This is a genomic window from Campylobacter concisus, assembly GCF_902460705.1.
GTDB lineage: Bacteria > Campylobacterota > Campylobacteria > Campylobacterales > Campylobacteraceae > Campylobacter_A > Campylobacter_A concisus_Z.
Genome location: NZ_CABPUP010000005.1, coordinates 54,773 through 70,422, shown reverse-complemented (window position 1 = coordinate 70,422; position 15,650 = coordinate 54,773). Strand labels below are relative to the sequence as shown.

Below are 15,650 nucleotides of genomic sequence, written 5' to 3'. Positions count from 1 at the left end.
CTTTTTTGATTTTAGATTGCAGTTGGGGATTTTACTCCCCAAGATTAAATTTATATAAGTTCGCTAGCAAAATTTGCAAGTTTTTGCGGAGTAAATCCAAAGTGATCAAATAGCTCGTTAGCCTTTCCGCTAGCGCCAAAGCTATTCATGCCATAAACTGCATCAGCAAATTTATACCACTCATAGCCAGTTGCAGCTTCAACTGCGATGATGGTTGTATTTTTGTCTAAAATTTTAGCCACATACTCATCTGGCTGCTCGCAAAGTAGGTCAAAACAAGGAGCTGACACGATGTTTGCACCAATGCCTTGTTCGCCAAGAATTTCAGCTGCTTTTACACAGAGTGATACCTCGCTACCACTTGCTATAAATGTTATCTTTGCGTCTTTTGACGAGCTTAAAAGATATGCGCCGTTACTCACCTCTCCAAATTCGCCTTTTGCAAGTGGATCAAGCCCTTGACGGCTAAGCACAAAGGCACTTGGAGCGTTTAAATTTAGAGCCACTTTCCAGCTAGCTGCATTTTCGTTGCCATCAGCTGGGCGGAAAGTGTAGAAATTTGGCATCGCTCTAAATGTGCTAAGCTGTTCGATAGGCTGGTGCGTCGGACCATCTTCGCCAACGCCGATACTATCGTGCGTGAAGACAAAAAAGTGTTTTATGGCCATTAGTGCTGCTATCCTCGCACTTGGCTTTAGATAGTCGCTAAAGATGAAAAATGTCGCTGAAAATGGCAAGAAAAGGCCGTATCTAGCTATACCGTTGTTGATGGCCGCCATAGCGTGCTCTCTGATGCCGTAGTGGATATTTTTGCCATTTGGAAAGTCGCCCATACTCTTTAGCTCAGTCTTATTTGAAGGAGCTAAGTCAGCGCTACCGCCGATAAAACCAGGTAGTTTTTTAGCTATCTCATTTAAAATGACATGGTTTGTATCTCTTGTGGCTAGCTTTTTGTCGCTAAAATCTGGAAATTCTAGCTTACTAAAGTCTGGATTTAGAAGTGAGTTTAGTAAATTTTTACCCTCGCTGCTTAATGCCTCAACCTTTTTGTTCCACATAGCCTCTTCCAAATCGCCCTTTTCTACCGCACCTCTAAATCTTAAAAGCACGTCCTCGTCAATGGCAAATTTCTTCTCAGGATCAAAACCAGCTGCGGCCTTTGCCTTTTTGATGATCTCCTCGCCAAGTGGGGCGCCATGGCTGTGGTGGCTACCCTCAAGCTCCATTGCGCCGCGTGCTATGCGTGTGTTTGCGATGATGAGATATGGCGACTCTTTTTCGCTTGCCTGCTCAAGTGCAAATTCGATCTGGTCATAGTCGTGTCCGTCGATACGTGCGACCTCCCAGCCCTGCGCCTCAAACCTAGCTTTGACATCCTCACTAAATGCTATCGCTGTGTCACCCTCGATCGTGATATTGTTTGAGTCGTAGATGAGCACAAGGTTGTCTAGTCTTAAATTTCCAGCCACAGAACATGCCTCGTAGCTTATACCCTCTTCTAAGTCGCCGTCGCCACAAAGGCAGTAAATTTTATGATCGATTATTTTATTATCTGGCTCATTTAGCACGTTTGCAGCGTATTTTTCTGCCATAGCTAAACCTACTGCATTTGCCACACCTTGACCAAGTGGGCCAGTAGCAACCTCAACGCCTGGAGTGTGAATCTCTGGGTGTCCTGGTGTATTTGAGCCAAGTTGGCGGAAATTTTTAAGCTCATCTAGGCTTAGATCGTAGCCGCTTAGGTGCAAAAAGCTATAAACCAAACTTGATGCGTGACCGCCGCTAAAAACTAGCCTATCTCTATTTAACCATTTTGGATTTTTTGGATTGTGTTTTAAAAAGTTGCTTAAAACCACCATGATATCAGCTAGGCCCATAGGAGCACCTGGGTGTCCGCTGTTAGCGTTTTGCACCATATCAGCGCACAAAAATCTTATAGTATCGGCTTGTTTTTTTAGCATATGATCTCCTTTTAGTGCTTTGGATTATACAAAAAAGTGATTAAAACTTGCCTTGCGTTTTGGTTTAAAATGTCTAAAGAGTGATATAAATTTTCTAAATTTTTAGTAGCAAAAAGCTAGAAATTTCTAGCTTTTATCTGAGGTGTTTATCTGTAAGCTCCAAGATCATCTTTGCTATGCCAGCATCTATCTGCCTTAGCGTCTCTTCTATCTCGCTTATTAGCTCATATTTTTTCTTTTTAGCGCCAGATAGGCCAAGCAAATTTGTAAATGAATTTTTCTCTAGGTCGTTGTGTACGGGCTTTCCAGCGGCTGTTTCGTCGCTTGTAAGGTCGATAATGTCGTCTTGTATCTGAAAAGCAAGCCCAAGCTTTAGTCCGATATCATAAATTTTATCGCACTCATTTTCGTCTAAATTTGCTATCACAGCGCCCATTTTTAGGCTAGCAGCGATCAGCTTAGCGGTTTTGTGGATGTGTAAAAATACTAGCTCATCAAGGCTTAGCATCTTGCCAGAGAGCCCAAATTTAGCCTTTGCTCTTTTGATGTCCTCTTTATTTGTATTTTCAAAAAAACAATCAAGCGCCTGACCTAGCACCATGCCGCTAATGCCAGCATTCTCGCTTAAAATTTCCACGCATTTTATGCGTGTTTGCGCTGGCAGATCAGCACGTGAAATTTCATAAAAAGCATGCGTATTTAGAGCGTCTCCTGCAAGTATCGCAGTCGTTTCGTCGTATGTTACGTGAAGCGTTGGCGTGCCGCGTCTTAGGCTTGCGTTATCCATCGAAGGCAGATCATCGTGGATGAGCGAGTATGTATGCATCATCTCAAGCCCCAAAGCCACTCTCATGGCCTTTTGTGTGAGGCTTTTATCCACATTTTCGACCACACCAAGAAGCAAAAGCGCCCTAAAGTGCTTGCCTCCAGCCTTTAGCATAACACCAAGCGCCTCCTCGTAGTAAGGGTGAAAACTAGGCGCCTTTGGCAAATTTGCATTTAGAAATTTTACGAAGTCCTCAAGTAGGCTCATTTTGGCACTCTTGCAAAGAACTGAAAGTCGTTTCTAGTAAATAAAAGCACGAAATTTTGCAGGTCGCTTATCTTTTCTAAAAGCTCCTCGCGGCTACCCACACTCTCTTTGTTGTAGCCTAAAATTTTATCGCCGATCTTTATGCCAAAAATTTCTGCATTTGACTTTGGCTCGACCTTAGTAACGACTAAATTTTTATCGACCGTGATACCATAATCAACCAAAATTTTATCATCAAGCAAGCTCTCAGGCGACTTTGGCATGACGTTTAAATTTGGCAGATCAAGGCTTGAAGGGGCGTCTATATCAAGGCTTTGGTTAAATTTCACATCCCCACTTACTGGCACTTGAAAGAGTAGCTGCTCTCTATCACGCTTCACGACGATGTCTAGTTTTGCGCCCTTTGGAGCAAAAAGCACCATCTCATTTAGCTCTCTTAAGCTCTTTGGTTTGATGCCATTTATCGTAACAAGCTCATCATCAACCATCATCATCTTGCCACGGCCCAGTGGATCAACAAGCCCCACAAAAAAATTATCCTCTTTTTGCAAGAATTTCACGCCGATATCGCCGTAATAGACGTCATCGTAAGATACAAAGTGCTTTAAATAGCGGTTTGGTATAAATTTATCAGCTCCAACAGCTATACCTATCATCTTGCAACAAGGCGTGTTTATCTCGCCAGTCGCGTCATACTCGAAGCTTAGCGTGTCAAAGTCGCCTAAATTTTGCCCTAAAGACTTGATGTGACCCATGATAGTGTTGTTTGCGTCATTTAAGATGCCAACCCAAGTGCTCTTTTTTATGCGCTCCTCGTTGGTCTCATCAGCCATCACGACAGGGCTTAGCTCCTTGCTAGAGCGCACTAAGAAAAGCTGCAAATATGGGTCAAATTTGACATATTCTCCAAGCGGAGCTCCATCGCTTTTTGGCACTGCGATCAAATTTTTAGTGATAGCTACACCAAAATGTTTATTTACTGAGACGATTGAGTTTTTATTTTTTTCAAAGCAGGCGTTAAAGTCCTCTTGCGTAGGTCTAGGATCGGCACTTAGGCAAAGTGCTGTTAGCAAAAAAGCAAGGGTAAATTTATGATCTAGTCTCATTTTATCCCCATCGAAGCAAGGCCACCAAGCATCCTTGAAGCGGTGTTTTTCTTATCAGCTTCAACAGATTTTAGCACGTCATTTACGGCACTTATTAGTAAAATTTGCATGCTCTCTTTATCTTCAAGCAAGCTATCATCTATGCTGATATCAAGTATCTCGCCACTGCCGTTTGCCCTCACGCTCACTAGTCCGCCGCCGCTTTTTGCTCCAAATTCTTTATTTTTGCTCTCTTCTTCTATCTGCTTGGCCTGTCTTTGCACATCCTCAAGCATCTGCCCCATCTTTGAAAAGTCAAATCCCTCAAACATCCGTCTACTCCTTTATGATCTCGTTTTTGTTATTTACATGCACGATGGTTGGCTTAAATTTCTTAGCCTTTTTAAATTTCATACTAGCGTATGCCACGATTATGACCACGTCGCCCACGCAAACCTTTCTAGCAGCTGCGCCGTTTAGGCAAATTTCGCCCTTTTTGCCTTTTATCACATAGGTGGCAAATCTCTCGCCGTTATTTACGTCTAAAATTTCTACCTTTTGATTTTCTATCAAATTTGCAGCCTTCATTAGCTCCTCGCCTATGCTTATTGAGCCAACATAGTTTAAATTTGCGTCTGTTACGACGGCTCTATGGATCTTGCTAGCTAAAATTTCTATATTCATTTTTACCTCTTTAAAAGCTCAATTACAACTTCTTTGTCGCTAAATGGGTGCTTGACACCCTTTATCTCCTGATGTGGCTCGTCGCCTTTGCCAAGTACGACAAGCGCCCAGCCAGACTCAAGCTTGCTAATGGCCAGTGCGATCGCCTCTTTGCGGTTGGCATTTCGTATCAAATTTTCATTTTGACTCATACCAGCGCAAATTTCATCGATTATGCTCTCTGGCTCTTCGCTTCTTGGATTGTCACTTGTGACGATGCAAATTCTTGCGTATTTTTGGGCTATTGCTCCCATTTTTGGGCGCTTTGTCCTATCTCTGTCGCCGCCTGCGCCAAAGACAGCTATCAAATTTAGATGTCTAAGCGAGTTTAGCACCTTTTCTATACCATCAGGCGTATGGGCAAAGTCCACGATGACTAGCGGATCGGTGCTTACAACTTCCATCCTACCGCTAACCCCTTTAAATTTGCTTATCGCCTTTGAAAGCGCGGTCGCCTCTGGGCGCTCTAGCAGGCAAACGGCGCCAAGGGCTGCGATTAGGTTATAAAGATTAAACTCGCCTTGAAGGCTTGAGTCTATCTCCACATCGCCATTTGGTGTCTTGATAACTGCGTCTATGCCGTCTTTTAGCCCATAAACTATCGGCGCAAAGCTGGCTGGTTTTTTAAGCGAATACGTATAAGCATTTTTTGGATTAAATTTAATGCCATTATCATCAGCATTTATAAGCTTCATGCCATCATCGTCAAAAAAGCTCGACTTTACCCTAGCGTACTCCTCCATGCTCTTGTGGTAGTCGAGGTGGTCTTGAGTCAAATTTGTAAAAATTTTTAGAGCAAATTTCAAGCTCTCTATGCGCTTTTGAGCTATCGCGTGTGAGCTAACCTCCATCACAAAGTACTCACAGCCCTGCTCACTAGCTGCTTTTAGATATGAGAGCGTCTTTAAAATAGCACTTGTCGTAAGCGCCTTGTCATCTATTTGCTTGCCCTCTATAAACGCCCCTCTTGTGCCACTTAGGCCGCATTTTTTGCCTAAATTTCGCAAAGTCTCATAGATAGCAGCAGCTGTTGTGGTCTTGCCATTTGTACCTGTGATGCCAACTATCTTTAAGCTTTCATCGATTTTTAAAAGCTTTTTACACTCTTCAAGGCTGATTATCTTTGCGCCATTTTTTACCGCTGCCTCTGCAAATTTTGCGTTTGCAGCAGTTTGCACAAAAAATGAGCCATTTTCGCACTCGTTTGAGTCATCTGTTATGAAGCTATTTTCTACTGATATTTTCATTGTTTTGTCTTTTTTGTATCTCTTTAAAAAGCTGATCTATACGCTCGTCGCCGCCAAACATCACCGCCGCACTCTCAAGGTAGTTCATGCTCATATCGATAAAGTCATTTTTTATCAAATTTCCCAAAAATTCTAAAAAATCATCTTTGTTTGAGATCATGACCTTGGTTGAGAACATGATATTTTCAAAGACCTTTTTGAAGCTCCCGTCCTTATAAACAGCCTTTTTAAAGTCCTCGTAGCTGATAGCATCTTGCTCTTCAAAATACTCATCGCTAGCCAATCTTGATTCTAAAATTTTTAAAATTTCATCCATTCCTTCATCATCTTCGCCAGCTCTTAGTTTATCCATAAAATAGTCAAATAAAAGTTTTGCTTCCTCTGCATTTTTCTCGCCAAGGGAGCAAATTTGTATCAAAAATAGTAAATTTTTATCCTGTGTCTTTTCGTAAGCTAGAGAGAAGTAAAAGATCGCTTCTTTAAATTTAGAACGTTTGAAGTATTTAATGCCTGTTTTTTTATAATCTATCAATGTCAAATTCCTCGCCGATCGGGATATTTACGACCTCAAGCTCTGGGTGAATATCCATACGAAGTTGTCTTTCAAGTCCATATTTTAGTGTAGTTGTGCTAGCTGCACATCCATGACAATGTCCTGTAAGTCTTACATAAATTTTGCCGTTTTTTATGCCAAGTAGCTCCATACCACCACCATCATTTTCAAGCATCGGTAATACCTTTTGCAAACTCGCACTGACTGGTTTTAAAAGTTCTTCATCGCTAAATGGGATCATATTTTTTCCTATTAAATTTTTGGGCTATTATAGCAAAATAAAAATGCAAAAAATAATGGCTATATTTTTGCTTAGCGCTAATTTTGCTTTATAATTTAAACTATTCTAATGCGCCTAATCAGCTTTTATTTTTAAATACGTGAACTAAAATTTAGTTAATTTTTGATTATTAAGTTTTAGGATAAAAGGGCAAATTTGCCCTTTTTGTTTAATCTATTAGAAGTGATTTTATATCTACTTTTTGCTCGATCATCTTGCTCTCAAGCATAAATTCTTGCGTAGCCTCAAGTGCCTTTATATCTTCAGGCGTGATCTTTGGACTAAAGTCATACTGCGGATACATACTCTTTACCGCCTCTATGCTAAGCCCGGTCTCTTCAGCTGTAAATTTTAATGCCTCTTCCTCATTTGCTTTCATAAAAGCCAAAATTTCATCTTGGGCCTTTTTAAATTTTTCAACTAGATCTTTATGCTTTTTGTAAAATTCTCCGCTTGTGGCAGTGACGATGACTGGAGTGATGACGCCCTTGCCTGTTGTTACGACACTAAGTCCTGATTTTTTAGCATTATAAGCAGCTGGTCCAGCAAGAAGTGCTGCATTGACACTGCCATTTTCAAGTGCAGCTTGTGCAGCTGGGATGCCCATAGAAACGAACTCTACGTCATTTATGCCAAGTCCACCAAGAGCAAGATACCTAACCAAAAGCTCATTTAATATCGTGCCTTTTGGGCCTGCTATTTTTTTACCTTTTAAGTCTTTAGCGGTTTTTATGCCTTTATCTTTAGCAAATATCGCAAAAGCTTCAGGTGCTCTTGAATATGCACTTATGATCTTTATGTCAGCTTTGTTCGCTGCAGCAAGTATGACTGAAGTTCCGCCCACGCAGTTTAGAAACTGGAGCGAATTTGAAGCTAGAGCTTGAGTCTGCTTTGCACCTGATGTTATCTCAGAGTACTCGACTGGCATGCCAAAAGATTTAGCATAAAAGCCTTTAAATTTATCGACGATTGAGGGGACATTTAGCGGCGATTTGACATAGGTCATACCGATCTTATCTAGCTCACTTGCGTTTGCGACTAGACAAAGCAAAGAGGCTGCACACAAAATCTTAAAAAACTTTCTCATATTTGCTCCTTTAAAAATTTTTCCAAATTATATAACTTTTTGCTTCGTTTTGGTTTTAATTATCATTTTATAAAATGCTAAATTTCGCTCAAAATTTTACGCTTTAAGTTTATTAGCTCATCGCAAAGCAAATCTCTTGGCTTAGCTAGATTTGACAGGTCATAGCTTGATTTCATCCCGCCTTTTTCAAGCAAAATGATCTCATCTGCTAAATATAGGGCTTCATCGACATTGTGAGTGACAAAAATGATGGTTTTACCAGCTTGAAGCTTTAAAATTTCAGCCTGCATGCTGGCTCTCGTAAAAGCATCAAGTGCTGCAAATGGCTCATCCATAAGGATCAAATTTGCTTCGTATGCAAGCACTCTAGCAAGAGAAACACGCGAGCTCATACCGCCAGATAGCTGCGAAATAGCGGCGAATTTAAACTCATTAAGCCCTATCATCGATATGAGCCTATCTATCTTTACCTCGTCTATCTCATGCTTTTTAAGCGCAAATACAATATTTTCATAGACATTTAAAAAAGGCATAAGCCTAGGCTCTTGAAATACAAAACCGATCTTTGCTTGCTCTTTAAATTTTATCTCGCCTAGACTTACACCCTCAAGTCCAGCAATAAGCCTTAAAAGAGTCGTTTTACCGCAACCACTTCTACCAAGTATAACGGTGATCTTATCCTTTTTTATACTTAAATCTAGCTCTTTTAAAACGTCGATACGCTTGCCATTAATAAAAAAATGCTTTGATAAATTTAAAATTTCTATCATTTTTCGCTTCGCAAAAGGCTAAATTTAGATATCAAAAATAAAAATATCCTATCTATGAGCACACCACAAATTCCAATCGTAAAAATGCCAACAAATATCCTATCTGCGCGTGAAAGCTCCTCCGCATCTAGTATGAGATAGCCTAGCCCACTAGAAGCTGCGATCATCTCCGCTCCCACAATCGCTCGCATAGCGTAGCCAAAACCTATGCGCATACCTACAAAAATATCCTTTATGGCATTTTTTAGGATGATTTTGTAAAAAATTTCAAATTTACTAAAACAAAAAATTTTACCAACCTCAATAAGCTTCACATCGCAGCTAGTTAGCCCTTTTGAAATGCTTAGAAACATTGGAAAAAACGATGCTAGGATGATAATAATAATTTTTGGTGTTTCGTTTATACCAAACCAAAGCACTAAAATAGCAATAAGGCTAAGTGGTGGAACATTTCTAAAAAACTCTAGTATCCACTCGTAATAAATGCTAGCTTTTGGAAATAGCGCCGCCACTCCGCCAAAAGCAAATGCCAAAACAAAAGCAAAAGCATAGCCAACAAATATACGCTTAAAGCTAATCATCACATGCGTTATTAGCTCGCCACTTAAGCTCATGTCAAACATTGTTTTAAGTGTCGTAATAGGACTTGGCAAGATATAGGGCGTAAAAATTTTTAGTTCGCAAACGACCTGCCAGAGGGCAAAGATCACTAGGATCAAAACGCTCTTTTTAAAAATTTCTATCACAGCCCATCTCCATTGTGACAGCCATTTTCACAGTATAAAAGCTCGATGATCTGATAGTTTTTAAGCTTGCTAAATTTATATGAAAATGCGTTTTGTATCTTTTCTTTGCTGCATAAGCTTAGTGTTTTTATGCCTAAATTTTCAAAAAATCCAGGTGGGATCGGACTTGATTCTATTTTACTTATTTGTAAATTTATGTCGTTTAGCTCTTTAAATTTTTTCCATGTTAAAAATGTAGTTTGATCTAATTTTAAAGAATTTCCAAGCTCAGCCAAGTCCTCACAAGGCGTTGTTATATAAAGCCACTCATCTTCTTTTAGCTTCGAGCTAAGTTCAATGGCGCTTTCTATTAAAATGGGATTTAAGCTTGAAATATCGTTTGAAAATTCTTTAAAATTTGATCTAATAAAATTTACAGCTCTTGGACAGCGACTGTCTAAAACCATGCCTTTAGAGCATAAATTTTTATATGAATTTTTGACATCACGAACATGATCTTTTTCGCACTCTACTATGTTAAAGCCCTTATTTTGCAAGAGCTCTTTTAACGCAGAGAGGTCATACATATTTTTTACAACGGGATTTAGCCAAAGTAGCTTTCTCACGAGTTCTCCGTAATTTTAATAATAGAAATCAAGATTCTATCATTTAAAAATTTAAACCAAGTAAAAAGAGCCTATTATGACTAAAATCATAAAAGATAGGCGGTACAAAAAGCTAAACTTAGCCTACACTTTTATATCTAATTTCTGTTTTTGCTCCACTTTTTCCATTAGCTTTAGTATATCAACTCCATTTTTCTCAAGTTGCATTAGCTCCTTAAGATAGGCAAATTTCTCATCTTTGTTGATGTCGTAAGTAGCCAGTTTCTCACTTCGTCCGATCACTGAAGCATAGACTTTGTTGCCATCGAGTTTGTCCGTATTTTGCACATTATAAAGCGAGAGCACGCCCTCTACCACCTCTTTAAAATCCGCCCCACTCTTCATGCCAGCTTTCATAAGTGTAAGAAATCTCTGTCTACTCTCTTCGTCAGTGAAATTTATATTTTGTAGCGTCTGGTACTCGATTGGCGGCTTATTAGTGCTAGTTAGCATTGAGATAGCCTTTTTGCCTATCGTAATGCTTTCTACACCGACTCTTTCACCAAGATACTGCCTAAGCGCATAATCAATCCACTTATCTTTAAACTTATCTATGCTTAGGTCCTTATCGAGTATCTCAAACCCTTCCACGTGGCTCTTGTGACCAAGCCCAAGAAGTGTGTTATCAAGTTTTGATGTATACTCTTTTGCAAAGAGATCAACATCTGTTGGATAATATCCTATGATCTCTTCGTGAGCTCTGCCAAAACCAAGTGCTTTGGTCTGGTTGATAAAATTTTTGAGATCATTTATCTCATCTTGGCTGACTTGTTTGTCATATCCCATGAGCTTGCCCCAGATGCTTATCTTACCATTAGCAGCTATGCCTGATAGCGAGAAATTGCTAGCAAATGTTAGATTCTCGCTATTTTTTTGAAATTTTATCGTATTTGTTTCATTTAAATTTATTGGCTCACCTCTAGTATCGGTATGACTTTTTTGCTCATTAACCAAACTGCTAGATAAATCATTTAAAGAATTTTTGTCTATATTGGATTTAGAGTTATTAGTGTCAAGCTCTTGTGCTCTACTACTTTGCGAGCCAACATAAAAATTTGTGCCAACTCCATTTACGCTACCTATCATCTCAAATCCTTTGAAATTTATAAGATATTTGAAACAAATATCGTCTTTATAAAATAAAATTTTAGCATAGAGTTCAAAGGTAAAAATTTAAAATGTATGATTTTAGATTAGAAAATTTACAACTTTTAACTATGAAATTTTATGGTTTTTGGTTAATAATTTTGGTAGATAATTAAAGAAATTTATAGTTTGAGAAAGCTTTTGAAAAGAAGGATTTATTTTAAAAGTGGGAGATTTGATATAAAAAATTAAAAAAAGAGAGCCGAAGCTCTCTAATAATTACTCAGCTACTAGCTCTATATAAGCCATCTCTGCTGCGTCGCCTCTGCGAACACGAGTCTTGATGATTCTTGTATAGCCACCATTGCGCTCTTTAAATTTTGGAGCTACTTCAGTAACTAATTTATTTGTTGTTTCTTTATCTTGTAAAGAAGCAAATACTGCTCTGTGAGCGTTAGAGTCACCTTTTCTAGCTCTTGTGATTAGCTTTTCAACATAGCTTCTAAGCTCTTTTGCTTTTGGTAAAGTCGTCTCTATCTTTTCACTTTTGATGATAGCTATCGCCAAATTTTTAAGCAATGCAGATCTATGAGATGACGTTCTACCAAGTTTGCGATATCCGTGTTTATGTCTCATCTATTGTCCTTTTATTCTTTTACACTCATTTGTGCTTTAAGCTCGGTTATTTTCTTTCTTAGTTGCTCTTTGCCATCTTTTAATACATCGGCACCAACTGGATAGCCTATCTCTTCCATAACCGCTTTAATCTCTTCAAGAGATTTTTTACCTAAATTTTTAAGCTCTTTAAGCTCATTTTCGTCCATTAATGCAAGCTCGCCGATAAATCTAATATCAGCTTTGTCAAGGCAGTTGAAACTTCTAGCGCTTAAATTTAGATCTTCTACACTAGAAAGTAACTTTGAAAACTCGCCACCTGCAGTTGAGCTAGCAACTGGAGTACTAACATCAATATCTAAAATTCCTTTAAATACTGACATTTGTTGATACATAGCTTCTAAACAATTTTTAAAAGCCTCTATCGGACTAACTTGACCATCAGTTGTTATAGTAAATACAATCTTTTCATAGTCTGGATCATCCTCAACCAAGACATTTTGTATATCGTAAACTGCTTTTTTAACAGGTGTAAAGAAAGCATCAAGTGCGATATAGTCATCTTCGATCTCTTCTCTAATCTCTTCACTAGGCACATATCCGATACCTTTTTGAATGATAACTGAAAAATTTAACTCAGCATCTTCATTTATTGTAGCAAGGTATGCATCTGGGTTAACGATCTCAACTAGATCATTATTTAGATCAGCCCCGGTTATCTCTTTTGGTCCTTTAAAGCTATACTCTATAACTTCGCGCTCACTGGTGCTTTTTAATTTAAATCTGATCTTTTTCAAATTTATAATAAAAAAAGCTACGTCTTCTAGCATACCACGCATACTATCAAATTCATGGCTAACGCCTTTTATCTTTACACCAATAGGAGCAAAACCTACCGTGCTTGTGTAAAGAAGACGACGCAATGGGTGAGCCAAGGTAACAGCATAACCTGCCTCAAAAGGATATGCTGTAATGTTAGCAACATTTTCGCTAACACTTTTAACTTCAATTTCAGTTGGCATATAAGCTGATGTAGTAATCTTTCTCATCTTTATACCCTCTATTATTTTGAATAAAGCTCTACTATAAATCTTTCCTCAACAGGAATGATAACCTCTTCTCTTTCTGGATTTCTAGTGAAAATTCCAAATTTTTTCTCTTTTTCAACATCTACCCAAGCAACAATACCAGTTTGCGCTGTAAGATCTATCGCACGAACAATTTGTGGATTGTTTTTAGATTTTTCGACAATCTCTACTTTTGCGCCAGGTTCAACTCTATAAGATGGTATATCTACTCTTTTGCCATTTACTAAAATATGTCCATGGGTTACTAGCTGACGAGCAAAACGACGAGTTGTTGCAAAGCCCATTCTATAAACAACATTATCTAATCTTTGCTCTAGTAGTTGGACTAAAAGAGCACCAGTATTGCCTTCGCGGCGTGCTGCTTCTTGAAATAATCTTCTAAATTGTTTCTCAGAAACACCATACATAAATTTAGCTTTTTGCTTCTCGCGAAGTTGTAAGCCATATTCGCTTATTTTTGCTCTTCTTTGTCCATGTTGCCCTGGCGCATAAGGTCTTTTTTCAAAAGCACTTTTACCAGCAAGTCTTCTTTCGCCTTTTAACGCAAGAGACACACCAAGACGTCTTTCTAATTTTTCAACAGGTCCTGTATATCTAGCCATAATAATTTCTCCTATTTTTCTCTAATTATACGCGGCGGCGTTTTGGCGGTCTACAACCATTGTGTGGTAAAGGTGTAATGTCTTTAAAGAAAGATACTTTAATTCCTTCAACAGTTCCTACACTTTTAACAGCCGTTTCACGTCCGCTACCTGGACCTTGAACCTTAATACCAACTTCTTTTATGCCATGCTCTTTTGCTTTATTTAGAGCATCTTCAACTGCTTGTTGAGCTGCATAAGGAGTTGATTTTTTACTACCTTTAAAGCCTAAGCCACCTGCACTACTCCATGCAATAGCATTTCCCATTTCATCAGTTACAGTTACCATAGTATTGTTAAATGTTGCACTGATATAAACGATACCTTTGGCTATGCTTTTTCTAACTACTTTTTTCTTAACAATTTTTCTTTTCGCCATTTATTATCCTTTAACCCTTGCCTTACTTAGTAGCTGCACCGACAGTTTTACGTCTGCCTTTTCTGGTTCTAGCATTAGTTTTAGTCTTTTGACCACGAACAGGAAGACCTTTTCTGTGGCGAAGACCTCTATAACTTCCAAGATCCATAAGAGCTTTGATATCCATAGCAACTTGTTTTCTCAAATCACCCTCAACGATATGATGCTCTTGAATTTCTTTACGGATAGCCGCCGCTTCATCTTCACTAAGCTCATAAACTCTCTTGTCGTAAGAAATTCCAGCTGCATCAAGGATTTGACGAGATTTATAAAGACCTATACCATAGATATAAGTCAAACCATACTCTATTCTCTTTTTGTTTGGTAAATCTACACCTGCAATACGTGCCATGCCTTATCCTTGTCTTTGTTTATGTTTTGGATTTTCGCAGATAACACGAATTATGCCACTACGTTTGACAATTTTACATTTGTCACACATCTTCTTTACAGAAGGACGAACTTTCATTTTAGTCTCCTAAAAATTTATTCCACTTTTTTAGGGGCTGCATCAGGTCTAAAGAAAAAATTTAGACCAACTATTTTCAAAATAAGTGGGGAACTTTGAAAATAATTCTTCATACAGCTTTTCGCAAAGCTTGGATTTTATCCAAAACCAGCTTTAAATTTACTTAGCATATTTTTGCCAAGAGGCTAAATTTACTTATATCTATAAGTGATCCTGCCTTTATCTAGGCTATATGGCGTAAGTTCTACTTTTACGCGGTCGCCAGGCATTATCTTTATATAATGCATTCTCATTTTTCCAGCGATATGACATAAAATTATATGTTTGTTGTCAAGCTCAACTTTAAAAGTTGCATTTGGCAGTGCTTCAACAACATTTCCATCAATCTCAATGACATCATCTTTTGCCACAAACTCTCCTTTCTTTAAATTTTTGCTATAAATTTTACGCTTGGCTTAAAATTTCAGCTTTGCCATTAACTATAGCCATGCAATGCTCATAATGGCTAGTTCTCAAACCATCTTTTGAGGTTACTTTCCAGTTATCACTTCCCAAAACTGGCGTGCCGTCTTTTTGGCAGATCATCGGCTCTATACAAAAAACCATTCCCTCTTTTATCTTTGGTCCGGCTTTTGGATTATGCCCCTCAAGATAGTTTGGAATTTCTGGCTCTTCGTGTGGCCTTTTGCCTATGCCGTGACCACAATACCCACGTAAAGGTACATAGCCTCTGTCTAGTATAAATTTCTCAAGCTCGTAGCAAATTTCTTTAAAATGCATACCAGCTCTTATGAAATCAATCGCAAAATATAGTGCGTCTTTTGAGCAAGCGATCAAAGCTTCGTCTTCTTTTGAAATTTTACCAACTCCAAATGTCCTAGCCGAATCACCAAAATAACCATCTAAATTTGAACCAATATCTACACTAACGATATCGCCCTCTTTTAGCTTGTACTCATTTGGAATTCCGTGGATTACCACTTCATTGACGCTTATGCAAGCTGCATTTGGAAAGCCATAAAGCCCTTTAAAAGCAGGCTTTGCTCCAGCGGCCCTTATCATATCTTCGCAAATTTTATCTATCTCAAGAAGGGAAATTCCAGGTTTTATGATCGTAGAAACGTGATCAAGAGTTCGAGCGACGATCTTGTTCGCCGCTCTCATTTTCTCTATCTCAGCTGGTCTTTTTAGCGTGATAGCCATT

General features: G+C 38.6%; 21 protein-coding genes. All 21 read right to left on the bottom strand.

Features of this window, described 5'->3' with window-relative positions; genetic code table 11:
• Positions 1 to 50: 50 nt before the first annotated feature.
• Entirely contained in the window at positions 51 to 1,961 is a 1,911-nt protein-coding gene (gene tkt / locus F3G75_RS07950) for a transketolase (RefSeq protein ID WP_149717163.1), read from the bottom strand.
• Positions 1,962 to 2,094: 133 nt separating this feature from the next.
• Complete coding sequence (locus F3G75_RS07945; RefSeq protein WP_149717162.1) at positions 2,095 to 2,994, bottom strand: polyprenyl synthetase family protein; 900 nt, start codon at positions 2,992 to 2,994, stop codon at positions 2,095 to 2,097.
• On the bottom strand, positions 2,991 to 4,100 hold the full coding sequence (locus tag F3G75_RS07940) for a DUF7488 domain-containing protein (protein WP_149717161.1): 1,110 nt from the start codon (positions 4,098 to 4,100) through the stop codon (positions 2,991 to 2,993). Before F3G75_RS07940 ends, F3G75_RS07945 begins: the two co-directional genes overlap by 4 nt.
• Positions 4,097 to 4,411 carry a YbaB/EbfC family nucleoid-associated protein gene (locus F3G75_RS07935; protein ID WP_054197266.1) on the bottom strand — a complete coding sequence of 105 codons (315 nt, stop codon included), beginning with the start codon at positions 4,409 to 4,411 and terminating at the stop codon, positions 4,097 to 4,099. The genes F3G75_RS07940 and F3G75_RS07935 overlap by 4 nt, the downstream gene beginning before the upstream one ends.
• Before the next feature lie 4 nt (positions 4,412 to 4,415).
• Positions 4,416 to 4,763: an aspartate 1-decarboxylase gene (panD, locus tag F3G75_RS07930; RefSeq protein ID WP_021089265.1), complete on the bottom strand. Its 348-nt coding sequence runs from the start codon at positions 4,761 to 4,763 to the stop codon at positions 4,416 to 4,418.
• A gap of 2 nt (positions 4,764 to 4,765) precedes the next feature.
• Positions 4,766 to 6,049: a UDP-N-acetylmuramoyl-L-alanyl-D-glutamate--2,6-diaminopimelate ligase gene (locus F3G75_RS07925; RefSeq protein ID WP_149717160.1), complete on the bottom strand. Its 1,284-nt coding sequence runs from the start codon at positions 6,047 to 6,049 to the stop codon at positions 4,766 to 4,768.
• On the bottom strand, positions 6,027 to 6,581 hold the full coding sequence (locus tag F3G75_RS07920) for a histidine kinase (RefSeq protein WP_149717159.1): 555 nt from the start codon (positions 6,579 to 6,581) through the stop codon (positions 6,027 to 6,029). The genes F3G75_RS07925 and F3G75_RS07920 overlap by 23 nt, the downstream gene beginning before the upstream one ends.
• Positions 6,568 to 6,843 carry a NifU family protein gene (locus F3G75_RS07915; protein ID WP_021091089.1) on the bottom strand — a complete coding sequence of 92 codons (276 nt, stop codon included), beginning with the start codon at positions 6,841 to 6,843 and terminating at the stop codon, positions 6,568 to 6,570. The genes F3G75_RS07920 and F3G75_RS07915 overlap by 14 nt, the downstream gene beginning before the upstream one ends.
• Positions 6,844 to 7,051: 208 nt before the next feature.
• Complete coding sequence (locus F3G75_RS07910; RefSeq protein WP_149717158.1) at positions 7,052 to 7,969, bottom strand: NrtA/SsuA/CpmA family ABC transporter substrate-binding protein; 918 nt, start codon at positions 7,967 to 7,969, stop codon at positions 7,052 to 7,054.
• A gap of 77 nt (positions 7,970 to 8,046) precedes the next feature.
• Positions 8,047 to 8,739 (bottom strand): ABC transporter ATP-binding protein, encoded by a 693-nt coding sequence (locus tag F3G75_RS07905; protein ID WP_149717157.1) that lies wholly within the window; start codon positions 8,737 to 8,739, stop codon positions 8,047 to 8,049.
• Positions 8,736 to 9,485, bottom strand: a complete 750-nt coding sequence (locus F3G75_RS07900) for an ABC transporter permease (protein ID WP_087577446.1) — start codon at positions 9,483 to 9,485, stop codon at positions 8,736 to 8,738. The genes F3G75_RS07905 and F3G75_RS07900 overlap by 4 nt, the downstream gene beginning before the upstream one ends.
• The gene (locus tag F3G75_RS07895; protein WP_087577445.1) at positions 9,482 to 10,090 is read right to left on the bottom strand and encodes a hypothetical protein; all 609 of its coding nucleotides are present in this window, start codon (positions 10,088 to 10,090) and stop codon (positions 9,482 to 9,484) included. Before F3G75_RS07895 ends, F3G75_RS07900 begins: the two co-directional genes overlap by 4 nt.
• A gap of 123 nt (positions 10,091 to 10,213) precedes the next feature.
• Positions 10,214 to 11,215, bottom strand: a complete 1,002-nt coding sequence (locus F3G75_RS07890; protein ID WP_149717156.1) for a Cj0814-related protein — start codon at positions 11,213 to 11,215, stop codon at positions 10,214 to 10,216.
• A 279-nt stretch (positions 11,216 to 11,494) separates the two neighbouring features.
• On the bottom strand, positions 11,495 to 11,851 hold the full coding sequence (rplQ, locus tag F3G75_RS07885; RefSeq protein ID WP_002941584.1) for a 50S ribosomal protein L17: 357 nt from the start codon (positions 11,849 to 11,851) through the stop codon (positions 11,495 to 11,497).
• Positions 11,852 to 11,862: 11 nt separating this feature from the next.
• The gene (locus F3G75_RS07880; RefSeq protein WP_084109888.1) at positions 11,863 to 12,879 is read right to left on the bottom strand and encodes a DNA-directed RNA polymerase subunit alpha; all 1,017 of its coding nucleotides are present in this window, start codon (positions 12,877 to 12,879) and stop codon (positions 11,863 to 11,865) included.
• A 14-nt stretch (positions 12,880 to 12,893) separates the two neighbouring features.
• A complete protein-coding gene (gene rpsD, locus F3G75_RS07875; protein WP_054197275.1) occupies positions 12,894 to 13,520 on the bottom strand; it encodes a 30S ribosomal protein S4 in 627 nt (208 codons plus the stop codon).
• Between the two features lie 25 nt (positions 13,521 to 13,545).
• Positions 13,546 to 13,938: a 30S ribosomal protein S11 gene (rpsK, locus tag F3G75_RS07870; RefSeq protein WP_021091081.1), complete on the bottom strand. Its 393-nt coding sequence runs from the start codon at positions 13,936 to 13,938 to the stop codon at positions 13,546 to 13,548.
• 22 nt (positions 13,939 to 13,960) lie between these two features.
• Positions 13,961 to 14,329, bottom strand: coding sequence for a 30S ribosomal protein S13 (gene rpsM / locus F3G75_RS07865; RefSeq protein WP_002941610.1), 369 nt, complete (start codon positions 14,327 to 14,329; stop codon positions 13,961 to 13,963).
• A gap of 3 nt (positions 14,330 to 14,332) precedes the next feature.
• A complete protein-coding gene (gene rpmJ / locus F3G75_RS07860) occupies positions 14,333 to 14,446 on the bottom strand; it encodes a 50S ribosomal protein L36 (RefSeq protein ID WP_002941545.1) in 114 nt (37 codons plus the stop codon).
• A 191-nt stretch (positions 14,447 to 14,637) separates the two neighbouring features.
• Complete coding sequence (gene infA / locus F3G75_RS07855) at positions 14,638 to 14,856, bottom strand: translation initiation factor IF-1 (protein WP_002848031.1); 219 nt, start codon at positions 14,854 to 14,856, stop codon at positions 14,638 to 14,640.
• 34 nt (positions 14,857 to 14,890) lie between these two features.
• Positions 14,891 to 15,649: a type I methionyl aminopeptidase gene (gene map / locus F3G75_RS07850; RefSeq protein ID WP_149717155.1), complete on the bottom strand. Its 759-nt coding sequence runs from the start codon at positions 15,647 to 15,649 to the stop codon at positions 14,891 to 14,893.
• Position 15,650: the final 1 nt, after the last annotated feature.

Bases quoted from the DNA above. Each gene is read 5' to 3' on its own strand.
- tkt (WP_149717163.1), bottom strand. From the start codon at position 1,961: ATGCTAAAAAAACAAGCCGATACTATAAGATTTTTGTGCGCTGATATG.
- F3G75_RS07945 (WP_149717162.1), bottom strand. From the start codon at position 2,994: ATGAGCCTACTTGAGGACTTCGTAAAATTTCTAAATGCAAATTTGCCA.
- F3G75_RS07940 (WP_149717161.1), bottom strand. From the start codon at position 4,100: ATGAGACTAGATCATAAATTTACCCTTGCTTTTTTGCTAACAGCACTT.
- F3G75_RS07935 (WP_054197266.1), bottom strand. From the start codon at position 4,411: ATGTTTGAGGGATTTGACTTTTCAAAGATGGGGCAGATGCTTGAGGAT.
- panD (WP_021089265.1), bottom strand. From the start codon at position 4,763: ATGAATATAGAAATTTTAGCTAGCAAGATCCATAGAGCCGTCGTAACA.
- F3G75_RS07925 (WP_149717160.1), bottom strand. From the start codon at position 6,049: ATGAAAATATCAGTAGAAAATAGCTTCATAACAGATGACTCAAACGAG.
- F3G75_RS07915 (WP_021091089.1), bottom strand. From the start codon at position 6,843: ATGATCCCATTTAGCGATGAAGAACTTTTAAAACCAGTCAGTGCGAGT.
- F3G75_RS07910 (WP_149717158.1), bottom strand. From the start codon at position 7,969: ATGAGAAAGTTTTTTAAGATTTTGTGTGCAGCCTCTTTGCTTTGTCTA.
- F3G75_RS07905 (WP_149717157.1), bottom strand. From the start codon at position 8,739: ATGATAGAAATTTTAAATTTATCAAAGCATTTTTTTATTAATGGCAAG.
- F3G75_RS07890 (WP_149717156.1), bottom strand. From the start codon at position 11,215: ATGATAGGTAGCGTAAATGGAGTTGGCACAAATTTTTATGTTGGCTCG.
- rplQ (WP_002941584.1), bottom strand. From the start codon at position 11,851: ATGAGACATAAACACGGATATCGCAAACTTGGTAGAACGTCATCTCAT.
- F3G75_RS07880 (WP_084109888.1), bottom strand. From the start codon at position 12,879: ATGAGAAAGATTACTACATCAGCTTATATGCCAACTGAAATTGAAGTT.
- rpsD (WP_054197275.1), bottom strand. From the start codon at position 13,520: ATGGCTAGATATACAGGACCTGTTGAAAAATTAGAAAGACGTCTTGGT.
- rpsK (WP_021091081.1), bottom strand. From the start codon at position 13,938: ATGGCGAAAAGAAAAATTGTTAAGAAAAAAGTAGTTAGAAAAAGCATA.
- rpsM (WP_002941610.1), bottom strand. From the start codon at position 14,329: ATGGCACGTATTGCAGGTGTAGATTTACCAAACAAAAAGAGAATAGAG.
- rpmJ (WP_002941545.1), bottom strand. From the start codon at position 14,446: ATGAAAGTTCGTCCTTCTGTAAAGAAGATGTGTGACAAATGTAAAATT.
- map (WP_149717155.1), bottom strand. From the start codon at position 15,649: ATGGCTATCACGCTAAAAAGACCAGCTGAGATAGAGAAAATGAGAGCG.